This window comes from Aequorivita iocasae (assembly GCF_016757735.1).
GTDB classification, from domain to species: Bacteria; Bacteroidota; Bacteroidia; order Flavobacteriales; family Flavobacteriaceae; genus Aequorivita; species Aequorivita iocasae.
The window spans coordinates 2,237,398-2,257,356 of record NZ_CP068439.1 but is presented as its reverse complement, the minus strand read 5'-3'; the positions used below and the strand labels follow the sequence as shown (position 1 = coordinate 2,257,356).

Annotated in this window: 22 protein-coding genes and 1 pseudogene; 9 read left to right on the top strand and 14 right to left on the bottom strand. The window is 39.2% G+C overall.

Annotated features, from left to right (window positions below; translation table 11 throughout):
• Positions 1 to 81: 81 nt before the first annotated feature.
• From JK629_RS10385 to JK629_RS10375, 3 genes are read right to left on the bottom strand one after another with little or no spacing between them, the layout of a single operon-like run.
• Positions 82 to 654: a non-canonical purine NTP diphosphatase gene (locus tag JK629_RS10385; RefSeq protein WP_202335554.1), complete on the bottom strand. Its 573-nt coding sequence runs from the start codon at positions 652 to 654 to the stop codon at positions 82 to 84.
• Positions 655 to 657: 3 nt separating this feature from the next.
• Positions 658 to 1,008 carry a hypothetical protein gene (locus JK629_RS10380; protein ID WP_202335553.1) on the bottom strand — a complete coding sequence of 117 codons (351 nt, stop codon included), beginning with the start codon at positions 1,006 to 1,008 and terminating at the stop codon, positions 658 to 660.
• Positions 1,005 to 1,667, bottom strand: coding sequence for a TrmH family RNA methyltransferase (locus tag JK629_RS10375; protein ID WP_202335552.1), 663 nt, complete (start codon positions 1,665 to 1,667; stop codon positions 1,005 to 1,007). The genes JK629_RS10380 and JK629_RS10375 overlap by 4 nt, the downstream gene beginning before the upstream one ends.
• Positions 1,668 to 1,789: 122 nt before the next feature.
• On the opposite strand from JK629_RS10375, the gene JK629_RS10370 reads away from it, so the two are divergent.
• The 3 genes from JK629_RS10370 to JK629_RS10360 all read left to right on the top strand — a co-directional run bounded on the left by JK629_RS10370 (position 1,790) and on the right by JK629_RS10360 (position 3,607).
• Positions 1,790 to 2,464, top strand: a complete 675-nt coding sequence (locus tag JK629_RS10370; protein WP_202338044.1) for an SIR2 family NAD-dependent protein deacylase — start codon at positions 1,790 to 1,792, stop codon at positions 2,462 to 2,464.
• A 5-nt stretch (positions 2,465 to 2,469) separates the two neighbouring features.
• Positions 2,470 to 3,036, top strand: coding sequence for an adenylosuccinate lyase (locus JK629_RS10365; RefSeq protein ID WP_202335551.1), 567 nt, complete (start codon positions 2,470 to 2,472; stop codon positions 3,034 to 3,036).
• 88 nt (positions 3,037 to 3,124) lie between these two features.
• Positions 3,125 to 3,607 (top strand): hypothetical protein, encoded by a 483-nt coding sequence (locus JK629_RS10360; protein ID WP_202335550.1) that lies wholly within the window; start codon positions 3,125 to 3,127, stop codon positions 3,605 to 3,607.
• Between the two features lie 132 nt (positions 3,608 to 3,739).
• Here JK629_RS10360 and JK629_RS10355 read toward each other — a convergent pair whose 3' ends face one another.
• The 3 genes and pseudogenes from JK629_RS10355 to JK629_RS10345 form a co-directional block, all read right to left on the bottom strand.
• On the bottom strand, positions 3,740 to 3,883 hold the full coding sequence (locus tag JK629_RS10355; protein ID WP_202335549.1) for a hypothetical protein: 144 nt from the start codon (positions 3,881 to 3,883) through the stop codon (positions 3,740 to 3,742).
• 77 nt (positions 3,884 to 3,960) lie between these two features.
• Complete coding sequence (locus JK629_RS10350; RefSeq protein WP_202335548.1) at positions 3,961 to 4,482, bottom strand: DUF421 domain-containing protein; 522 nt, start codon at positions 4,480 to 4,482, stop codon at positions 3,961 to 3,963.
• Positions 4,483 to 4,640: 158 nt separating this feature from the next.
• Positions 4,641 to 5,708: pseudogene (locus JK629_RS10345) on the bottom strand (NAD(P)/FAD-dependent oxidoreductase); the annotation flags it as partial.
• Between the two features lie 166 nt (positions 5,709 to 5,874).
• Here JK629_RS10345 and JK629_RS10340 point away from each other — a divergent pair.
• Complete coding sequence (locus tag JK629_RS10340; RefSeq protein WP_202335546.1) at positions 5,875 to 6,354, top strand: ferritin-like domain-containing protein; 480 nt, start codon at positions 5,875 to 5,877, stop codon at positions 6,352 to 6,354.
• Positions 6,355 to 6,429: 75 nt separating this feature from the next.
• Here the strand turns inward: JK629_RS10340 and JK629_RS10335 are convergent, their stop codons facing one another.
• Both JK629_RS10335 and JK629_RS10330 read right to left on the bottom strand, forming a co-directional pair.
• Positions 6,430 to 7,434, bottom strand: coding sequence for a T9SS type A sorting domain-containing protein (locus tag JK629_RS10335; protein WP_202335545.1), 1,005 nt, complete (start codon positions 7,432 to 7,434; stop codon positions 6,430 to 6,432).
• A gap of 170 nt (positions 7,435 to 7,604) precedes the next feature.
• The gene (locus JK629_RS10330) at positions 7,605 to 8,987 is read right to left on the bottom strand and encodes an MBL fold metallo-hydrolase (RefSeq protein ID WP_202335544.1); all 1,383 of its coding nucleotides are present in this window, start codon (positions 8,985 to 8,987) and stop codon (positions 7,605 to 7,607) included.
• 154 nt (positions 8,988 to 9,141) lie between these two features.
• On the opposite strand from JK629_RS10330, the gene JK629_RS10325 reads away from it, so the two are divergent.
• Positions 9,142 to 9,465 carry a hypothetical protein gene (locus JK629_RS10325; RefSeq protein ID WP_202335543.1) on the top strand — a complete coding sequence of 108 codons (324 nt, stop codon included), beginning with the start codon at positions 9,142 to 9,144 and terminating at the stop codon, positions 9,463 to 9,465.
• Between the two features lie 16 nt (positions 9,466 to 9,481).
• Complete coding sequence (locus tag JK629_RS10320; RefSeq protein WP_202335542.1) at positions 9,482 to 10,492, top strand: M28 family metallopeptidase; 1,011 nt, start codon at positions 9,482 to 9,484, stop codon at positions 10,490 to 10,492.
• Between the two features lie 13 nt (positions 10,493 to 10,505).
• Here the strand turns inward: JK629_RS10320 and mltG are convergent, their stop codons facing one another.
• From mltG to dapF, 3 genes are read right to left on the bottom strand one after another with little or no spacing between them, the layout of a single operon-like run.
• Entirely contained in the window at positions 10,506 to 11,549 is a 1,044-nt protein-coding gene (gene mltG, locus JK629_RS10315) for an endolytic transglycosylase MltG (protein WP_202335541.1), read from the bottom strand.
• A gap of 6 nt (positions 11,550 to 11,555) precedes the next feature.
• A complete protein-coding gene (locus JK629_RS10310; protein WP_202335540.1) occupies positions 11,556 to 12,128 on the bottom strand; it encodes a GNAT family N-acetyltransferase in 573 nt (190 codons plus the stop codon).
• On the bottom strand, positions 12,125 to 12,898 hold the full coding sequence (dapF, locus tag JK629_RS10305; protein ID WP_202335539.1) for a diaminopimelate epimerase: 774 nt from the start codon (positions 12,896 to 12,898) through the stop codon (positions 12,125 to 12,127). The genes JK629_RS10310 and dapF overlap by 4 nt, the downstream gene beginning before the upstream one ends.
• A 262-nt stretch (positions 12,899 to 13,160) precedes the next feature.
• Here dapF and JK629_RS10300 point away from each other — a divergent pair, with 262 nt between their 5' ends.
• The 3 genes from JK629_RS10300 (at position 13,161) to JK629_RS10290 (ending at position 17,943) form a co-directional block, all read left to right on the top strand.
• Positions 13,161 to 14,549, top strand: a complete 1,389-nt coding sequence (locus JK629_RS10300; protein WP_202335538.1) for a trypsin-like peptidase domain-containing protein — start codon at positions 13,161 to 13,163, stop codon at positions 14,547 to 14,549.
• Between the two features lie 139 nt (positions 14,550 to 14,688).
• A complete protein-coding gene (locus JK629_RS10295; protein WP_202335537.1) occupies positions 14,689 to 16,137 on the top strand; it encodes a glyceraldehyde-3-phosphate dehydrogenase in 1,449 nt (482 codons plus the stop codon).
• Between the two features lie 240 nt (positions 16,138 to 16,377).
• A complete protein-coding gene (locus JK629_RS10290; protein WP_225625999.1) occupies positions 16,378 to 17,943 on the top strand; it encodes an IS1182 family transposase in 1,566 nt (521 codons plus the stop codon).
• 93 nt (positions 17,944 to 18,036) lie between these two features.
• Here the strand turns inward: JK629_RS10290 and JK629_RS10285 are convergent, their stop codons facing one another.
• The 3 genes from JK629_RS10285 to JK629_RS10275 form a co-directional block, all read right to left on the bottom strand.
• Complete coding sequence (locus tag JK629_RS10285; protein WP_202335536.1) at positions 18,037 to 18,735, bottom strand: hypothetical protein; 699 nt, start codon at positions 18,733 to 18,735, stop codon at positions 18,037 to 18,039.
• A gap of 72 nt (positions 18,736 to 18,807) precedes the next feature.
• On the bottom strand, positions 18,808 to 19,167 hold the full coding sequence (locus JK629_RS10280) for a hypothetical protein (protein WP_202335535.1): 360 nt from the start codon (positions 19,165 to 19,167) through the stop codon (positions 18,808 to 18,810).
• Positions 19,168 to 19,451: 284 nt separating this feature from the next.
• On the bottom strand, positions 19,452 to 19,940 hold the full coding sequence (locus tag JK629_RS10275) for a hypothetical protein (RefSeq protein WP_202335534.1): 489 nt from the start codon (positions 19,938 to 19,940) through the stop codon (positions 19,452 to 19,454).
• Positions 19,941 to 19,959 lie beyond the last annotated feature (19 nt).

Below are 19,959 nucleotides of genomic sequence, written 5' to 3'. Positions count from 1 at the left end.
TAGTCTTTTGTCTAAAACAATTGACTTCAAAGGGTTAACCATTGAGGTCTAAAACTGTGAACTGTGACTGCAAACTGTGACTTATTTAGAAAGATAATCAATCAATTGCCGCATTGCTTTTCCGCGATGGCCAATTTCACTTTTTTGCTGAAGTGTCATTTCTGCAAAGGTTTTATTGAAACCTTTCGGTTGGAAAATTGGGTCGTAGCCAAAGCCTGAGTCGCCTCGGAGTTCTTTAATTATTTCGCCTTCGCAAATGCCCAGAAACATAATTTCTTCGTGTTCCATATTCAGTGCAATGGCTGTTTTGAAACGGGCGCTTCTATCCTCTTTGCCTTCAAGATTTTTCAGCAGTTTTTTAATATTTGCAGCAGAATCGTGTGAAACGCCAGCATAGCGGGCGCTGTAAACTCCCGGTTCTCCATTTAATGATTGTACTTCCAGACCGGTATCATCGGCAAAACAGTTTAAATTGTAATTGGCACGCACGTAGTTTGCTTTTAAAATGGCGTTGCCTTCTATTGTATCTGCCGTTTCGGCAATGTCTTCTTGGCAGCCTATATCGTCCAGGCTTAACAATTCAATATGTTTCGGAAGCATTGTTTTTACTTCGGTGAACTTGTTTTTATTGTGGGTGGCGAAGACGAGTTTCATTTTTTAGTGTTGAGTATTTAGATTTGAGATGCGAGATTTTATTTTTTCTGAAATTTGCAGAAGTGTTTCAAAATCACAACTTTCGATGAAAATAGCAACCTCTTCTTTTTCATATTTAAATTTGAGTTGTTGCCTATCGTAATAATGATATTTAGGACCTGCAAAAAGTATAAAATTAATTGCCGTGATAAAAAAATTTGTTGATTTTATCTTCGCTTCTATTTCACTTATAAGGTCAAAATGATAAAACCGATTTGTATTGAATTTTGAATTATCTACCACATTAAATCCATCTCTTCTAAATTCAATTTCAAATAATGGATGAGTTCGCAAAATCATCTTTTCAGCAATCATTGCTTCGAGTTTTCAAGATAATACCGTTCAATTATCTCTTCTGAAGCCTTAATAGTCTTTTTCATCCATTCCATTTCAATCTCGAATTTTTCTGTATCGGAAAGCTGCCAATTTATTTTGCTCTGCTTCATTTTTGAAACCACGCTTTGCAAAATAATTGCCGCGGAAACTGAAATATTTAAGCTTTCGGTAAAGCCATACATCGGGATTTTAAGATAGCCATCAGCTGCATTCATTACCGTATCGCTAAGTCCGTCGCTTTCTTTTCCGAAGAAAAAGGCGCTCTTTTTTGAAACGTCAAATTTATGGAGCATGGTAGAATTGTCGTGGGGCGTGGTAGCAATAATTTGATAGCCTGAATTCCGTAAATTTTTAATACACTCAGTGATGGAATGGTACCGCTTTAAACTTACCCATTTCTGCGCGCCCATCGCAATTTCCTTATCTACACGTTTTCCCAAGCGTTCTTCCACAACGTGCAGATCCTGAATCCCAAAAACATCGCAGGTACGCATTACCGCGCTGGTGTTGTGGAGCTGGTATACATCTTCAGTAGCTACGGTAAAATGGCGGGTTCGTTCAGACAGCACTTTTTTAAACAAGGCAGTCCTTCGTTCGGTGAGATAGGTTTGTAAATATTGAAACAATGCTAAATCCAAAGCGGAAAAGATTTTTGGTTGAAAAAATATCGAATTTCGATTTCGCTAATATAAAAGTTATTGGGTTAATAGTTTCTTTCTTAAAACCGCAATTTTTAAATAACTTAGTAATTCAATAATTAATTATGAAAATAGCAGTATTGACTGGCGCAGGTGTGAGCGCGGAAAGTGGTATAAAAACGTTTCGCGACAGTGGAGGACTTTGGGAAGGGCACGATGTAATGGAGGTTGCATCTCCCGAAGGTTTTAAAAGAAATCCGGAAGTTGTTCTGGATTTTTACAACCAACGCCGCAGACAATTATTGACCGTTCAACCAAACCCTGCGCACAGGGCATTAGCAGCGCTTGAAAAAGCACATGATGTGGCAATCATTACACAAAACGTAGACGATCTGCACGAACGCGCCGGCAGCACAAATGTGATTCACCTTCACGGCGAATTGTTGAAAGCTAGAAGCACCTTTGATGAAGGCTTAGTGATGGAATGGAAAGAAGATCTGAATTGGGGCGATGTATGCGAAAACAACCACCAACTTCGACCACACATTGTTTGGTTTGGTGAAATGGTGCCGATGATTGAAGTTGCTGCAGAAGTTGTTGAAAAAGCAGATGCCATTATAATTGTGGGAACCTCCATGCAAGTTTATCCTGCAGCTGGTTTGATTCAATATGCCAAACCAGATGCTCAGATCTATTTTGTGGATCCAAAACCATCCATTTCAGAAAGTAAAAAAATTATGGTTTTTGCTGAAAAAGCATCTATAGGTGTTCCAAAAGTAGTTGAACTTCTAAATTAAAAATTATGTTGCCTGAAGATTTAAAGCAAAAATTGATGGAGGTTGATAGCAGTAAAACCAAGCGCGTGGAAATTGCTATGTGGGTAACAAAAAAAACCCATTATGTTCGCGAAACACTGCAATGGTGTTTTGCTGAGGATAGTGAACTTTTGGTTCAATCCGCTTGGGTGCTGGAAATTATTTGTGAATACAAGGCAAAAAATTTCTTTAAATACATGCATTTGTTTTTTGAAAAACTCCCGACCATTAAAAATGATTCCGCCTTGCGCTCTTGTGCAAAAATTTGTGAAATGCTTTGCCATTATCATTTTATGAAAAGCTGCGGGGTATTTTATGAAGTATTAAACAAAAATGAACGAAAAATTATAACAGAGTGCTGTTTTGATTGGCTCATTACAGATCAAAAAGTAGCTTGCCAAGCTCCTGCAATGCAATGTCTTTATTATTTGGGATGGGATAACGACAAAATATGGATTTATCCAGAATTGCGAGATATTCTCATTACAAATGCCCCACACAAAAGTGCTGGGTACCAAGCCAGGGCGCGGAAAATTTTAAAAAAGATTTCATAGAATCTTTCTTCAGTGTTAAAATAACCATAAGTGGTTTTTTAAGCCACTTGATTTTTTTAGCTTTATGTAAATTTATAAAAACACCATTATGAAAATTAAAGTCTTAATTGTGCTTACACTCTTAGGTTTAGCTTTTTTTTCCTGTAAAAATTCGACAAAGGAAGATGAGGAACCCATCATCCCGACCGATACGAAAGCTACCATGGAATACAATGAAAATAGGCTGGATACAATTCCCGAAAACCGTGAGTTAACACGTGTTTTTAAAGGAAGTGGTGGGGAGCCTTTTTGGAGTGTAACTTTGGATGCAGATAAAATTCATTTTGAATCGGCCGTTGAGAGCTTAAAATCTTTTTCTGCGTCTATAGCAACCCCTGAAATTACAGGCAAAACCACTACCTTCACTTCAAATCCAGATAAGGGGACTATAAAAGTGATGCTTATAGAAGAAAAGTGTATTGGGGACATGAACGGAAAAGAAATGACCCACCAAGTAAAAGTTTCCATAAAATTGAATAACGGATCAGATTTTCAAAACTTTAAAGGCTGTGGCTCCTATGTTCAAAATTGATTCAATAAATTATTCTATTCAATTCCCACAAAAGAAAAATCGTAAAGCAAAATTGGGTTTTGCATAGTAAAATTGGATCAAAATGAAAAAGCGCCATAGAAAATTATTTTATCGCGCTTTTTAATTTTTTTTTCAAGCTGTATCCCGTGGTTGGTGCTTTTCTTTTCTTTCCTTCTCTTGGTAATTTATATCTTTCCCGTGTGTAGCACTCTTATTGATTGCTTGTTCTTTTTTGCTCTGTTTTTCCTGTTCAAGGTTTTTTTCTTTCTTTTCCATAACTTTTATTTTTATGATGAAATGATAAGGTACAGAATCTATCGCTGCCAATCAAAAAATTAAAACAGAATTAACACCTAACGCTCCACACCTTCAAGCAGCCATTCTTCCAATTTTACATCTTCATCCTTACTGTGAAGCACTGCAATATCTCCAGTAGATTCAAATATTACGGCACGCACCTGTGAGAGCTCCAAAACATTTGCTTCGCGAAGTTTGGAGCGTAAATCGGTTTCAGTGACTCTTGCCTTTTTTAAGTTTTCGTAAAGTATGTGCTGCCCATCCATTAACAGCAGGGGTTCGTTGTCAATTAATGTTTGTACAATTTTAAACCGTCTAACCATTGCCACTGAAATTTGGAGTATGTACACTGCCGCCAAACCGACCACTCCCTGAACCAAACTGACCGATTTTGATAAAACCGTAGTGGCAATTATAGAGCCAATGGCCACCGTCATAGCAAAATCAAAACTGCTCATTTTTGAAAAGCTGCGTTTGCCTGCCAATCTTGTAAATATGATTGTGGCAGCATAAATTCCTATGGCCGTAAGAATAATTGCAACAATAGATGTGGTAGATGCTTCAAACCATTTTATCATTTCAGTCGATTTAGTTATTAATTCATTTATCTGTTAAATTTATAATATTCCAAAAAGGGGTGCGGTGTTTTATTGATGGAATGGACAATCGCTTCCATCCCCATAACGCTGAAGGTAATGCCATTTCCGCCAAAACCCAAAATATAATGCTCGTTTTTATCTGGATCCGGTTTGCCAAAATATGGTAATCCGTCTTTTGTTTCCCCAAAGGTGCCCGCCCAAGAATAATCTGCCACGAAAGGAACGTCCGGAAAGCATTTTTGAAAACGTTTAGTAAGCTCCTTTTCCTTTCGCGAGAGCATGGCGTCACGACGGGTGGCATTTTTAAAATCCCGATCGCCGCCGCCCATTACAATACGGCCATCATCTGTGCTTCTAAAATAAAGATAGGGTGAATCAGTATTCCAATAAATTCTTTTAGCAAATGGTTTTGGAATTTTTTCAAAAGCTTCAGAAGCCAAGGCGAAGGTACTCTTTAAGGCAACTATATTTTCCTTAACCGTTTCGGTACTTTCATAGCCTGTGCAGTGCACCACATCTTCCGCTTCGATGCTAAAACCGTTTTTTGTTTTGGCAATTAATTTTTCATTTTGGGACTTTATGCTGTCTATTTCTGTTCGATCGTATATCTGTAGCCCATTTTTAAGGTTAAATTTTAATAGGTCATTTGCCAGTGTATAAACGTCCATTACTGCACCCGATTTTGATTCAATAGCTGCATAGGCTTTAAGGCCCAGCGTATCTAGTTCCTCTTTTGTTAACCATTTCACCTTAAAACCATGCTGTTGCCTTGCTTTAAATTCATCTTTCAGAAAAGAGACATCTTTTTTTGAAGAGGCAAAATACAAACTGTATTTTTGCTGAAAACCACAATCGGAACAAATTTCTTTCACAATCTCCTTTAAATCGCTAATTGCTTTTTCACAATTTTGATAACTGGAGACGGCACAGGTAAGACCTACTTTTTTAATCAATGTGTGCAAAGGAACGTCTATTTCATATTGAAGCATGGAGGTACTTGCAGCCGTACTACCGTTACAAACATCGCGACGGTCCACCATAATCACTTTTTTACCCTCCTTCATAAGTTTATGGGCAATCAAAGCTCCCGTAATTCCTGCGCCGATGATTAGAACTTCCGAAGAAATTGATTGTCTCAATGAAGGATAGCTTTGGGGTAAGGAATTTTTGATAAGCCAAAAAGGCTCGTTGGAGCGTACTTCCATATTTTTTTATTGAAATTTAAGCAATCTGCATCAGGAATGCTTTCTCTTTAATATTTATTTATAATATCTCCGGCAATCGTTAAAAAGTTCTCAATTGTGATAATGATAAGATGCTCTCGCCCTTATGAAAAGTATCTTTAATTTGAATTTTAAAAAAAGAAAAGATATGAAAACAACTCATGAAAAAGCAAAAGAACACAACCACGAAAAGCTTGTAGACAATCTACAAGAACTCTTGGAGAAAAATTATGATGCCGAAAAAGGATTTACAAAGGCAATGAAAGATGCAGAAAATTCAAGATTGAAAACTTTTCTTCAACAACAAGCTGCGCAAAGAGGGCGCTTTACCAATGAGCTATCGCAGGAGATTATAAATCTCAACGAAAAACCAAAAGATAGCGGAAGTTTTACCGGCGATCTTCATCGCACATGGATTGACATTAAAAGCGCCGTATCAGGAAATGATGACGAAGCGGTTTTGGAAGAATGCATAAGAGGTGAAAAAGCAAGTTGGGAAGAATATGAGGATAAGCTGAAAAATTATAATTTTCCACCGAAAATTTCAAATCTGTTACAAAAGCAAGCATCCGAAATTCATACAACATTAAATCGTGTTAAAACGCTTGAAGATCTTGCAGACGATTAATTCCTTTTTTCAAGTTTAAAAAAAAAGTCCTGGAATATAAATTTCCAGGACTTTTTCAATTTAACTAATGTTTGTTTAATTTTTAACAAACTTCTTACTAATCACTATTCTATTTCCGTCTAAAATCGTAAGGTTATAAATTCCTTCACTTAAGTTATCCACTTTCACAGTGTTATCAATGTTTAATACATCATTTGTAAGTATCCTCCCAAGCATATCTGTTATAGCTACGGAATATTGGCTTAAATCTATATTATTTGCACTAATATACAGTCTATCGTTTACAGGGTTTGGATAGATTGAGAAAGATGCATCACTAAACTCATTTACTCCTAAGGGTGCAGATGGAAGCTCCAAAAGGTCACCACCAAGGGGGCTTGCCACAAACAAACCGAACTGCGGACCGTTTGAATTTTGTGAAGGATCCAAAAATCCAGATGCCAATACGGTCAATGCTGCGCCATCAAGACCCAAAGTTGCTAAAGGAGCTTGGTAAGCAGCTACCCCCACCGTGCCACTTGCATCTCTTATTTCAACCACATAATCTGCGGTAGGCAATTCAAGGTATCCTTGAAATTCAGTATAACTTATATCATCCACAATGGTCCCTGCGCCTACGCCAGTCTCAACCACATCCACAGTTGGAGCATCTGTAGAACCGTGATGTACCAATATATCCACATTTGCTGGGTTTGAAGCCATTTCACGGGCCATTGGATAAACCTGCAAAGTCAATGGAGGTGCAGGGTTGTAACCTGTTGGACTAACAATTCCGTCTGCCACGACAATGTATTTTTCATCGGCCGTAAGTGTTACGGGCACTGTTAATAACACATCGCCTACATCGGTACTATTTCCGGGTGCGATGCCAATATTAATTTCTACACCTGCTGGAAGATCAAGAAAAGGTGTTGCTGTTCTAAAAGCAAAATCATCTAACGCTAAATCAGTGTTTATATAAACATCCACTTCTGCTGCAGCCGCATCGGCTGAGTTGTGTATCACTTGTACACGAGCTGTTTGTGCAATTGAAGCAATTGAAAATAATGCAATTGCAAAGATTGGTAATAATTTTTTCATAATACATAGAGTTTTTAGTTCGGAGTAAAACTAAGAATTAATTATTTTGTTTAATCTTTTTTTATAAAAGTTTAACAAAAAATCTTTATTCATTGAAATACAATGTATTATAAAAACAAAAAAGCCCCAAAACTACGATTGGGACTTTTCAATTAAATATTATTAAAAACTTAAACTATACGGATGTCTGCATTTTTTATTGCTGCAAAACCACCCGCAACATCCACAACATTATGAATGCCTCTATTTTTTAAAATTGAAGCCGCGATCACAGAACGATATCCGCCGGCACAATGCAAATAGAATTTATCTTTCACAGGAAACTCCTTTAAATATTCATTTAAAAATGTGAGAGGGGTATGTTTGGCGGTTGGAAGATGTGCCGTGGAATATTCGCCGTCATTTCGAACATCAAAAACTGGGGCATTGTTTTCTAGCTCTTTCTTCAAAGTCTCCGCATCAACAGATTCTAAAGTATCTATTTCTTTTCCGGCAGCTTTCCAAGCTTCTATTCCGCCTTGCAAATAGCCCAGAGCTCTATCAAAACCTACACGTGAAAGCCTGGTAATGGCTTCTTCTTCCCTTCCTGAAGGAACTACCAATAAAATTTTTTGTTCCACATCTGCCAATAGAGCACCTACCCACGGAGCAAAACCACCATCCAATCCTATAAATATTGATCTTGGAATATGCCCCTCTATAAAATCTTTTTGGTTACGAACATCCAGTACCACCGCGCCGGTTTCATTCGCAACTGCTTCAAATGTAGAAGCACTCAAGGGCGTGGTTCCCTGAGCTATTACTTCGTCAAAAGCGGTGTACCCCTCCCTGTTCATTTTAACATTCATGGGAAAATAAATGGGAGGTGGCGCCAACCCCTCAGTTACTTCCTCTATAAATTCTTCCCGGGTCATATCGGCCCGAAGGGCATAATTCATTTTCTTTTGGTTACCAAGCGTATCCACAGTTTCTTTCATCATATTTTTTCCGCAAGCGGAACCTGCGCCGTGGGCAGGGTAAACTATTACATCATCCGCCAGGGGCATTATTTTATTGCGGAGACTATCGTAAAGAATACCCGCAAGATCTTCTTGAGTAACTTCATTTGCTTTCTGCGCTAGATCTGGACGGCCCACATCTCCTAAAAAAAGGGTGTCGCCACTAAAAATCGCATAATCCTTTCCGCTTTCATCCTTAAGTAAGTAGGTGGTGCTTTCCATGGTATGGCCGGGAGTGTGTAAAGCTGTAATGGTTACATTCCCCACGTGGAAAGTTTCACCATCTTTTGCCAAGATTGTTTCAAAAGACGGATCGGCATTGGGTCCATAAACAATGGAAGCGTCCGTTTGTTGTGCAAGCGAAATATGGCCGCTCACAAAATCTGCATGGAAGTGTGTCTCAAAAATATATTTAATTCTGGCTCCGTCGTTTTTGGCACGATCCAAATATGGCTTTGTTTCGCGCAGAGGATCTATAATAGCGGCTTCACCATTACTTTCAATATAATATGCGCCTTGCGATAGGCAGCCTGTATAAATCTGTTCAACTTTCATAGTATGTCCATTTTCGGCAAAGATAGGTATTGTATTTTCTAAATTTTATCATGAAATATTCAATCTTACATTTTTCACATAAATTTTGCATTAAGACTTTTAACTTATTTTATCTTTACCCAATAACCTAAAATAGATACTCCAGATGAAAAAAATGGCTTTTATTCTATTATCAATCGTTTTGGTAGCTTGCAGCACCGAAAAAAACCAAGAACAAGTAGTTCGCGACTTGGCAAAAAAAGATATAATTGAAAAGCTTCAGCTCCCTGAAGGCACAAAATTTACCGATGAAAATATTGAAGTAATAGAAACTGAGACCGGAGAAGGATCTTTTGGGGTAAGTTATTTGGTTAAAATAACCGTTAAATCACAAGATCGGGAAGGTAATGAGGTTACAAAAACTTATACGTTCAATTATAAGAAAACGGGTGATGGCGGCTTGTCTGAGCAGGATTATGAACTTGTTTCTTTTGAATAACAATAGCTCAATTTTTATGAAAGTATTATTTTTCGCGATTTTTTCATCCATCGTATTCTCGTGCAATTCTGCCCAAAATGCAACTGCTCAGAAAAAAGACAATGTAGCGTATGCCAAAACCATAACCGCCGAAGACCTTCAAAAGCATTTATATGTTTATGCAGGTGATGCCATGGAAGGACGTATGACGGGAACCAAGGGGCAAAAATTAGCTGCCGAATACATCCGTAATTTCTATATGGATGAAGGAATAGAATCTCCCATTGAAAAGAACAATTATTATCAAAATATTCCCCAAAGTTATTTTGAAGGAAGAAAAGATCCAAAATCTTCCGAAAACGTAGTAGCTTTTATTAAAGGTTCAGAAAAACCCGACGAAATTATTGTAATCTCTGCCCATTTAGATCACGTTGGGATGGATAGCAAAGGCAATGTTTTCAACGGTGCAGATGATGATGGAAGCGGAACGGTTGCAATTTTGGAAATAGCCCAGGCCTTTCAAAAAGCTGTTAAAGATGGCAATGGACCCAAACGCTCCATCCTTTTTCTTCACGTAACGGGAGAGGAAATTGGTCTGTATGGTTCCAGATATTATACTGAAAACCCTCTGTTTCCTTTGGAAAATACAGTTTGTAACTTGAATATAGATATGATTGGAAGAATTGATCCAGAAAAAAAAGATAGCCCAAACTATATTTATCTCATAGGAAGCAATAAACTGAGCCAGGAGCTGCAGGATGTCTCTTCTGAAGTAAATGAAAAATATACCCAACTAGAGCTAGATTATAAATATGATGACCCCAACGATCCCAACCGTTTCTATTACCGAAGCGATCACTATAATTTTGCGAAGAACAATGTTCCTATTATTTTTTATTTTAATGGAGTGCACGAAGATTACCATAAAATTACCGACACTCCAGATAAAATAGAATATGATTTAATGGAGAAACGCGCCCGGCTAATTTTTTATACCGCCTGGGAGATAGCCAATCGCGAAAAAAGAATTATAGCAGATAAACTTTAGCTACGGCTGAATTTTATCTGTTCAAACCTTGGCTGTTAACCCAACGCACGTATTCAGCTTTATTTACATTGTGTTGGGCTAAACTTTTTGCGAATTTGTGATATCCAAAATTATTCACATCTGCAACAAAGTAATAATATTCGTGTTTTTCTGGGTTTAATACAGCATCTATTGAAGATATATCGGGCATTGTTATTGGGCCCGGCGGAATTCCAGCGTATTTGTATGTATTATATGGAGAATCAATTTCCAAATCTTTATAAAGTACCCTTTTAATAATTTGATTGTAATCATCGGTGGTGCGCTTTATTGCGTAAATAACCGTTGGATCTGCTTGAAGCAACATTCCCACTTTCAATCTATTCAAATACACTCCCGCTACCCTTGGTCGTTCATCTACTTTTGCGGTTTCCTTCTGAATAATGGAAGCCAAGGCCATTACTTGTTCGGGGGAAAGATTTAATTTTTTGGCCTTTTGCATTCTGGACTCGTTCCAGAATCGTTCGTATTCAGATTTCATTCGGTCGCGAAAGGTTTCCGCGGAACTGTTCCAATAAAACTCATAGGTATTCGGAATATACAATGAAAGCGCTGTTTCCTCATTTAAACCTACTTCTTTCAAAAATTCTGGATCGCGCATTGCCGCCAATAACGAAAGGCTATCTGCTTCAATTTGATTTGAAATATGACCAGCCAAATCCTGTAAACGCTCTTGATTATTGAATTTAACATTAATCGGAATATTTTTACTTCGCAAAGTATTTACAATATCATTATTGGTCATTCCCTTTTTTAGAATGAAATGCCCTGGTTTGATATTTGAGCTGTATTTTTTCTGATTTGCTATGGTTATAAAAGATTCAGTATCCCTCAAAAGCGGCTCCAGTTCTTCAGCCACATCATCTATCGTGGCATTGGTAGAAATATAAACGTGAGCTTCTTTATTGTTGAAAGCTGTATTTCCAGAAAAGGCAGTGTTGTAAACATACCAAGCAAATGCGCCCATCCCAACGGCACCGAGCAAAACAATGATTATCAATATTTTTTTTATGTACATTTTAATTTAGGAATTAGGGATTTGGGATTTGGAATTTGGAATTTGGAATTTGGAATTTGGAATTAATTGATAAAAGTATTCAGATTTGTATTTTCCTTCAGAAAAAACCCAGTCTTTTTTAATGCCGCTTTTTTCAAAACCAGCTTTTTCAAAAAGTTTGATGCTTCCTTCGTTTTCGGTTGTTATTCCAGCAAATATTTGGTGTACGTTCAAATGTTTAAAAGCATAATCGCAGGTTAGTTTTAATGCTTCCGAAGCATGCCCTTTTCTTTTTTCTTTTTCAGAAAAAATAACGATCCCAACCCCTACCCTTTTGTTTTTGGGGTCAAACTCGAAAAGATCTATAAAGCCCACAGCCGCTTCGTCGTCATTTTTGCAAATCACTAATCGTAATTGCTTTACATCATAAATATCGCGATGGCTGTTTTCAAGGTATTGTTTCAAAATATATTTGGAATAGGGTGTGGTGGTATTGCTTACTTCCCAAAGGGTTTCATCATTCTCCAGATTATATAGAAAATCCAAATCGGAAGGTTCCAAGGCACGTAAAAAAATATGTTCTCCTTTTAATGTAATCATTTCCAGATTCCTTTAAAAACTTGCGTTGCCGGCCCTTCCAAATACACATTTTTATAGCCATTGCCAATTTTATCAAAACGAACCTGTAACTGGCCGCCCGGGGTTTTCAGCAGTACTTTATTTTCAGTAGTTCTGCCGGTTTCAAACATTGCGATTGCAACGGCAGTTACGCCTGTGCCACAGGAAAGAGTTTCATTTTCCACCCCGCGTTCATATGTTCGGACTGAAAAAATGGCAGCATCATCTTGTTCCACAAAATTCACATTTGCACCTTCATTTCCGTAGATTTTATTCCGAATGTTTCTGCCGCAAGTAAACACATCAAAATCCTGTAAATTAGAGACCATTTCCACATGATGCGGTGATCCAGTGTTCAAAAAAATATATTCTTCAGAAATATTTACATTTTCAACGTTATTCATTTTTAAAGAAACCCAATCATTTTTCACCGTTGCCTCATGCATTCCATCAACAGCTTCAAAAGTTACTTCTTCTGAAATAATTCCCAAGTACTTTGCAAAATGCGAAATGCACCTTCCGCCATTCCCGCACATGGAACTAAGATTTCCATCACTGTTATAGTAAACCATTTTAAAATCTGCCGAAGGATGCTTTTCCAGCAATAGCAGCCCATCAGCTCCCACTCCAAAACGACGGTCACAGATTTTTGCCACAAGGCCTGTGTTTTTTTTGGGAAAAAATTCTTCGCGATTATCGATGATCACAAAGTCGTTTCCCGTGCCTTGATATTTGTAAAAGGTAAATTCCATAACTGCGCAAAGATATAAAAAGCCATTGCGAGTACCATTGCCGTTTTGACGTTAAATGCAAGTTAAAACAGTGTTTTTGGCATACTATTTTCAAGCTATACTTGTTAAATTTGTTGAAGTAATTAAAATTATCTCTTCAAAAAAAGGGTTTCTTCCTTTGTTCTTTCCAGGATCGGAAACTCTTAAAACAGAGAAAAATGGAAAACTTGAAAAAAGAGTTTTTGAATTTTTTTAAAGCATTATTAATTAAAATTTTTAAAAAATGAAGCAAACGATCCGTTTATTTCTAGTAGCATTATTTGCCGGAGCCATTACACTTGGGGGTTACAAACTTTTTGAGACAAAAAACCACATTTCTTTCCAGCCCGAGCAAAGTACAAATTTTATTCCCACTAACCTTTCTGCTGCAGCTGCCGAAATGAATACTGATTTTACCGATGCTGCGGAAAAAACAGTACATGCAGTAGTGCATGTTAAAAACATGAGTGTTAGCACACAACCCACCAATATTTTTGAATACTTTCAAGGTGGCGGTCAACCCCGGGCCCGTGTAGGCAGCGGAAGCGGTGTAATCATTTCACCCGATGGATATATTGTTACAAACAACCATGTAATTGCCAACGCTACAAATCTTGAGGTTACCTTAAACAACAACAAAACCTATACGGCAAAATTGATTGGCACCGATCCAAACACCGACATTGCCCTAGTAAAAATTGATGGCGATGAAGAGTTTCCCTTTATTCCTTTTGGCGATTCAAACAATATAAAAATTGGCGAGTGGGTGCTTGCCGTTGGGAACCCTTTCAACTTAACCTCAACGGTTACCGCTGGAATAATTAGCGCAAAAGCCCGTGATTTAAACCAGTTTGACGGCAACCCACAATCCTTTATTCAAACAGACGCTGCCGTAAACCGTGGAAACAGCGGTGGTGCCTTGGTCAACACCCGTGGCGAATTGATTGGCATAAATACCGCCATTACTTCGGAAACGGGAAGTTATGTGGGGTATTCCTTCGCTGTTCCTTCAAACAATGCGCGCAAAGTGATTGAGGATATTTTGGAATACGGAAACGTGCAGCGTGGTATTTTAGGAATACAGGTAGGAAATATCAATCCACAAATTGTTGAAAAATATGGCATCAATGACACTGAAGGTGTTTTTGTAGGTGGCATTGAAAAAGGTAGCGGCGCAGATAAAGCTGGAATAAAAGAAGGCGATATTATAAAACAATTGGATGGTTATAAAGTTTCAAAATTTGCGGATCTCTCAGGGTATTTGGGTTCAAAAAGACCAAATGACGTGGTGGAAGTAACCATTCTTCGCAATGGACGGGAAAGAAAGATACCTGTAACGTTGGTAAAATTGGAAACTTTCTCCATTGACGATCTGGGGTTAGAGGTGAAAAACACTTCTTCTGAAGAATTAAAGGAACGGGGCCTTAAAAATGGTGTTACGGTTACACGCGCCCTTACGCCAGAAATAGCACAATACAAATTAGAAGGAATCATAATTACCAAAATTAATGACGAGACCGTTAATGACATTGATGATGTAAAGCGAATTATGACACAGCGTGATTATCGCTCACCAATCAAAATGACCTTTATGGATACTGCCGGCAACATAAATTCATTTATTTTCAGATAAAACAGTATTGCAAATCCCTTAAAACACCGCTGAAAACCAAAACCCTCAGCGGTGTTTTTATTTTATAATTTTATTTCCCCAAGCCGATGGAAATAAGTACTTTTGCACCAAATTTTAAACCCTTTAAAAATCCTTCCTTATGAGTTTTGATGACGTTTATGAAAAAGAACTTTCTTTTCAAACAGATCGCCGGAAAGCAGCTGTAGAATTTATAAAAATTATTAGCGACCTTTGGTACGATAAGTCCATTGAATTGGTACTTTTCCGCAACCAACTTATAGACCGCAACGTGAGCGAAATTTTAAACCTTCACGAATATGCGGGCGAATTTGTTCAAAAGCCAATCTCAATTTTTGACTCTGTTGAAATTGCACAGGCTATCAAAACGTTAGACCTTCCACCGGCAAAACTGGACATCGGCAAGCTTACTTATGAGTTTCATTTGGAAGATGACAAATACTCAAACGCCCTTTCCTTTGTTTCCGATAAATTAAAGGATGCCAAGGAAACCAAGAACATTGTTCCAAAAGACGTGGTGCTTTATGGCTTTGGAAGAATTGGCCGCTTGCTGGCCCGAGAGCTTATGACCCGTACGGGGAAGGGTAATCAATTACGCCTTCGTGCTATTGTAGTGCGCGGAAAAATGGATCAAACCGTTTTGGACAAAAGAGCATCCTTATTACAGTATGATTCTGTACACGGTGACTTTCCTGGAACAGTGCGTACCGATCTTGAAAACAGTGCTTTGATTATTAATGGAACAACAGTTCACATCATTTCTGCAAACAATCCAGAGGATATCGATTACACACAATACGGAATTGAAGATGCGTTGGTAATTGACAACACGGGTGCTTTCCGCGATGATAAGGAATTGAGTCGTCATCTAAAATCCAAAGGAGCTTCAAAAGTATTGCTTACCGCTCCCGGAAAAGGCGTACCCAATATTGTACACGGTGTAAACCAAAACGATTATGACCCTAATAAAGTTGATATTTTTTCAGCAGCATCTTGCACCACAAACGCTATCACTCCTATTTTAAAAGCCGTGGAGGATTCTTTTGGAGTAGTTCGTGGGCATTTGGAGACTATCCACGCCTATACAAACGACCAGAATTTGGTAGACAATATGCACAGCAAATACCGTCGTGGCCGTGCCGCAGCATTAAACATGGTAATTACCGAAACTGGAGCCGGAAGCGCTGTGGCAAAAGCGTTGCCAGTTCTTGCCGGTAAACTTACCAGCAACGCCATTCGCGTGCCTGTTCCCAACGGCTCGTTAGTAGTTCTGAATCTTGAATTGGCCACCCCAACTACTTTGGACGGCATTAATTCAACAATGAAAAAATACGCCTTGGAGGGCGATTTGGTAGAGCAAATAAAATACTCATTGAGCAATGAATTGGTATCCAGTGATATCGTTGGTTCTTCCGCGCCCGCTATTTATGACAGTAACGCAACCATCACCACCGAAGATGGTAAAAACGTAGTGCTGTATGTGTGGTATGATAACGAATATGGCTACAGCCATCAGGTTATTCGCTTGGCTAAGTATATTGCGCAAGTTAGAAGATATACTTATTATTAATAGTAAATAGCTATAAATACAAAATCCCGCTATGTTTATAGCGGGATTTTTTTTGCAAACTCTGTTGTTTTCCGTTAACGTTTATGTATATGAGCTGTGGCGTGTCTCGGCACAGACATTTCTTGATGCAAACTGGTTTTGGAAAATCTGTAGGATTTTCCAAGTGACGACAGACCCAAGCCATAGCTTATATACTTTGTGCCTGTTGCACAAGTTAAGGATTTTCCGTAATTTCATGGTATGCAAGGAAAAAAGATCTACCAAGAAAAGCTCTTCAACGATTTCCGTTTGAGCGAGCGCGTTCCGGAGCACAATTTTTACCGTCGGCTACAATCGGCTTTGGACCTGAATTATTTATATGCACTTACAAGGGACTTTTATGGCGACAGCGGCCAAAAGAGCATCGACCCGATCGTATTTTTCAAGCTTTGTCTGGTTGGTTATTTGGAGAACATCACCAGCGACCGCAAGCTTGTGGAACATTGCGGGATGCGCCTGGATATCCTCTACTTTTTGGGCTATGGGATAGACGAGCAACTCCCTTGGCACTCTACCATCAGCCGTACGCGGCAACTCTTTCCCGAGGATGTCTTTGAAGCAGTGTTCACCAAGGTCTTCACCCTCTGCGTGGATGTGGGGATGGTCAGCGGCCATACCCAGACGGTGGACAGCGCCCCGGTCAAGGCCAATGCCTCTATGGACAGTCTGGAGCTGAAGGTTCCGGAAGAAGAGCTGGAATCACATCTTCGTAAGGTTCGCCACATAAGCGCAATGGATAAAGAAAAGCCCTTTCGCAAAAGCAAGGGCGATAGATCAGATAAAGGCCAGCGTACTATTACCGCCAACGGGAAGGAACTCAATGCCATTGCCTCACGAAACAAACGCTGGAACAAAGACCAAGATCAGCGCCCCGGAGCGGGAAACAAGGGAAGTAAATATACCAGCAACAAGACCCATTACAGCCCCACCGATCCCGATGCCCGCATCAGCGTAAAGCCCGGCAAGGCACGGAAGCTCAACTACCTGAGCCAGCTGTGCGTGGACACCGCCCACCACGTGATCAGCGATATAAGGGCCTACCACGCGGATGGAAAGGACAACCAGCAATTGCCGGACATTGTACAGCGATTAAAACGGCGGCTAGGGAAACAAGGCCTGGTCTGGGAAAACTGCGTGGCCGACACGGGCTACAGCAGCGGCGAGAACTATGCATTCCTTGAAAGGCAGGGCATCAAGAGCTTTATCCCGCCCCACGGCACCTACAAAGGTGGCCCGGAGGGTTTTGTCTATATAGAGGGCGGGAATTACTGGCTGTGCCCACAGGGAAAAAAGGTGACCTTCCGCAAGCAGAAACTGGAAAAGGGAACGCTCAAGGATAACTATTTCACCAGGAGGAGCGATTGCAAGGGCTGTCCCATCAAGGCCCAGTGCATCGGCAAGTCGCACGAAAAACGCATCAACATAACAGCATATCGAGAGGAATATGAACGTAACATTGCCCGTGTAAGCAGCCCACTGGGCAGGTATATGAAGGGCAAAAGGCAGAGTACGGTGGAACCGGTCTTCGGAACGCTCACCCAGTTTATGGGGCTTGGCAAGGTAAATACCATTGGGCTGGCACAGGCCAACAAGTGCATGCACCTCTCGGCAATGGCCTACAACCTTAAAAAATACCTAAAGTTCGTCCAGAAACGGTCAAAAAGTGGGGCAATCTGCCTTGCGCTTACGTTTTCACTGAAAAAGCACCTTCAGAGATGTATAGCCCCGTTTTTAATACTTCCGAAGAGTGCCTACGCTGTAGCGTGAACAAAAAATAAAGCCGCTTAAAACGGCTTAAACGGGGTCAGCTTTTACGGAATTAAGGGGTTGTGCAACGGTTACCTTTGTTGCCAGCTGGCTTTATCCTCCTTGCTTTGGATTTTCGAGATGCCTTAAATTCCAATTTTTATTAATTGTTTTTCCTGTTTGAAAATTTCCCAACCAAAAATCTTTATACTTTGGATTTAAGTTTAGGTTATCAGGAATGTATGTCAAAACATCCTCATAAGTTATATAAAATTGAGTAAAATCTCCAAGTCTTTGATTGTTATAAATACTTACAACTCCAATCTCATCTTTTAAATTACTCAATTTATTTAATTCGTTAAAAGGATTATTTTCTCCGAAGACATCTTTCTCCGAGTAGTTTTTCCCGATTATTGTGTCAGTTCCATCCTTTTTTGTTGAACTAATTTCTATTTGTCCGTTTTCTGTTTTTGTAAACCAGAAGTTGGATTGATATTGGGATGTGTCAATTTCTACCAGACAAGGATATTCCGACCCTTTTAAATCACGAGAAAAAATCATAAAAGAAGTACTATCCTTTTCTTTAAAATAGTACGCTGTAAAATTAGTTCTGTCATTTATTGATTTAGTCCATATTTCCCCTTTTCCACGATACTCAAACTGCCAATTATGAAAAACATCAATATTCTTTTCGTTAATCACTTGTGTTATTTTCTTTGCTTTATCTGAAATTTCTTGGTGGGATAATTTAGAATTACAAGCTACAGCCACGTAAAATATAGAAATTAGAGAAATTATTTTTAGTGTTCTCATTTTTTTAGCTTGCTGGCAACTAGTAAATATCAACATGCAGTTTATTTCGCATGTATCTGCTAATATATAAATTTATCGCTTCCCCACCACCGCCATAAGCGTTTCCACCTTCGTTGTCAATATCTTATTCTCCTCCTCCAGCGCGGCAATGCGCTCCTTAAAAGGCAGGGTTGGGTCTGGGGCGTTGGTTGTAAAGTCTGCCGGCAGCTGGGCGGCAAGGTCCATAAAAAAGTTGTGCTTTAGGGAGGTGCTCAACTCCCAGAGTATGGCTGTTTGCAGGGTGGGCTTTTTAAGGTAATACTCAATGGTGGAAGGTTGGCGCTCCATATAACGGGACAGCGAGCTTTTATATACTTTATGCTTTGTAATATGGTCTTTAACCAATTTTCCCAAATGAGGAGAGGTGTTCTTTTGGATGAATTTTGTTTTCATAATTATAGAAATTAATTAGACTGTTATGCTATTTAATTAGACTATTATGGTGTTTAATTAGACAGTTATGATATTTAATTAGACAGTTATGATATTTAATTAGACAGTTATGATATTTAATTAGACAATTATGATATTTAATTAGACAATTATGATATTTAATTAGTCTTTTATGATATTTAATTAGACTACTATCCTATTTAATTAGACTCCTATATAATTTTATTAGACAATAAGCTAACAGTTCCAAAAAAACAGGTATTGCTACCTGCTTTTCATGACCTTTACTCTTGCAATGGCGGAGTGGGGTTTCTGCCTCCTTGCCCCGCATAGCGTACCTTAAGCCTATCATAGCTTGCCTGTGCGCCCGGTACTCCCGTGCGGGCCATAACCTCAATCATGCCGTAGGCTCCCGTGGCCATGCCATAGCTTTCATGCCCAGCCATGCGCTTTAAGTCCCGAACCCGTTGTAGAAGATCCATCAACCGGGTTTCAATGGTTTCTCCCTGTTCAAAAAGTTGCAGGTCGTTGGCCAGATAGTCTCTGTTGTAAGTGGCATTTACGGCGGCAAGGGGGTTGGTGTCCATCTCGTTTAGCACCTCTTCGGCAAACACCTTGTTGTCCACGCTTATGGCGTTTAGGCTGCTGCATTGTTCTGGCGTTAGGGTGCTATCGGGCAGGGCGGCCTGTACCGTTGCAAGACTTTCCATGATAGTTGCCATGACGTTTGCGTCAATTACCTGGTTCAGTAGGTTTTGATTTGTGTTGCTCATACGTTCTTGTTTTAAAATT

Bases quoted from the DNA above. Each gene is read 5' to 3' on its own strand.
- JK629_RS10385 (WP_202335554.1), bottom strand. From the start codon at position 654: ATGAAACTCGTCTTCGCCACCCACAATAAAAACAAGTTCACCGAAGTA.
- JK629_RS10380 (WP_202335553.1), bottom strand. From the start codon at position 1,008: ATGATTGCTGAAAAGATGATTTTGCGAACTCATCCATTATTTGAAATT.
- JK629_RS10365 (WP_202335551.1), top strand. From the start codon at position 2,470: ATGTTGCCTGAAGATTTAAAGCAAAAATTGATGGAGGTTGATAGCAGT.
- JK629_RS10360 (WP_202335550.1), top strand. From the start codon at position 3,125: ATGAAAATTAAAGTCTTAATTGTGCTTACACTCTTAGGTTTAGCTTTT.
- JK629_RS10355 (WP_202335549.1), bottom strand. From the start codon at position 3,883: ATGGAAAAGAAAGAAAAAAACCTTGAACAGGAAAAACAGAGCAAAAAA.
- JK629_RS10350 (WP_202335548.1), bottom strand. From the start codon at position 4,482: ATGATAAAATGGTTTGAAGCATCTACCACATCTATTGTTGCAATTATT.
- JK629_RS10340 (WP_202335546.1), top strand. From the start codon at position 5,875: ATGAAAACAACTCATGAAAAAGCAAAAGAACACAACCACGAAAAGCTT.
- JK629_RS10335 (WP_202335545.1), bottom strand. From the start codon at position 7,434: ATGAAAAAATTATTACCAATCTTTGCAATTGCATTATTTTCAATTGCT.
- JK629_RS10330 (WP_202335544.1), bottom strand. From the start codon at position 8,987: ATGAAAGTTGAACAGATTTATACAGGCTGCCTATCGCAAGGCGCATAT.
- JK629_RS10325 (WP_202335543.1), top strand. From the start codon at position 9,142: ATGGCTTTTATTCTATTATCAATCGTTTTGGTAGCTTGCAGCACCGAA.
- JK629_RS10320 (WP_202335542.1), top strand. From the start codon at position 9,482: ATGAAAGTATTATTTTTCGCGATTTTTTCATCCATCGTATTCTCGTGC.
- mltG (WP_202335541.1), bottom strand. From the start codon at position 11,549: ATGTACATAAAAAAAATATTGATAATCATTGTTTTGCTCGGTGCCGTT.
- JK629_RS10310 (WP_202335540.1), bottom strand. From the start codon at position 12,128: ATGATTACATTAAAAGGAGAACATATTTTTTTACGTGCCTTGGAACCT.
- dapF (WP_202335539.1), bottom strand. From the start codon at position 12,898: ATGGAATTTACCTTTTACAAATATCAAGGCACGGGAAACGACTTTGTG.
- JK629_RS10300 (WP_202335538.1), top strand. From the start codon at position 13,161: ATGAAGCAAACGATCCGTTTATTTCTAGTAGCATTATTTGCCGGAGCC.
- JK629_RS10295 (WP_202335537.1), top strand. From the start codon at position 14,689: ATGAGTTTTGATGACGTTTATGAAAAAGAACTTTCTTTTCAAACAGAT.
- JK629_RS10290 (WP_225625999.1), top strand. From the start codon at position 16,378: ATGCAAGGAAAAAAGATCTACCAAGAAAAGCTCTTCAACGATTTCCGT.
- JK629_RS10285 (WP_202335536.1), bottom strand. From the start codon at position 18,735: ATGAGAACACTAAAAATAATTTCTCTAATTTCTATATTTTACGTGGCT.
- JK629_RS10280 (WP_202335535.1), bottom strand. From the start codon at position 19,167: ATGAAAACAAAATTCATCCAAAAGAACACCTCTCCTCATTTGGGAAAA.
- JK629_RS10275 (WP_202335534.1), bottom strand. From the start codon at position 19,940: ATGAGCAACACAAATCAAAACCTACTGAACCAGGTAATTGACGCAAAC.